Raw genomic sequence first — 222 nt, 5'->3', positions numbered from 1 at the left:
CATCTTTAACAGTGTGTTGTTGTGGTGCTTGTGCTACCTTCGGCTGAGGTGCAACTACATTTTTTTGTGGAGCAATTGATTTTACTTCTTGCTTCGCATCTTGTTTTACCTTTTGCTTAACTTCTTGCTTTTTATTTTCCACCACGTTGTTCGCTTCTGCCTTTTGTGGTTGTTCAGTTTTTACTTCTTTAGCAGTTTCCTTCACTTCTTTAACTTTCGCTT

General features: G+C 38.3%; 1 pseudogene. It reads right to left on the bottom strand.

Annotation, left to right across the window (positions count from 1 at the left end):
• Positions 1–222: pseudogene (locus MR160_RS34640) on the bottom strand (hypothetical protein); the annotation flags it as partial.

The organism is Bacillus cereus group sp. BfR-BA-01382 (assembly GCF_022663475.1).
GTDB lineage: Bacteria > Bacillota > Bacilli > Bacillales > Bacillaceae_G > Bacillus_A > Bacillus_A thuringiensis_S.
This window is presented reverse-complemented; position numbering and strand designations above follow the sequence as displayed.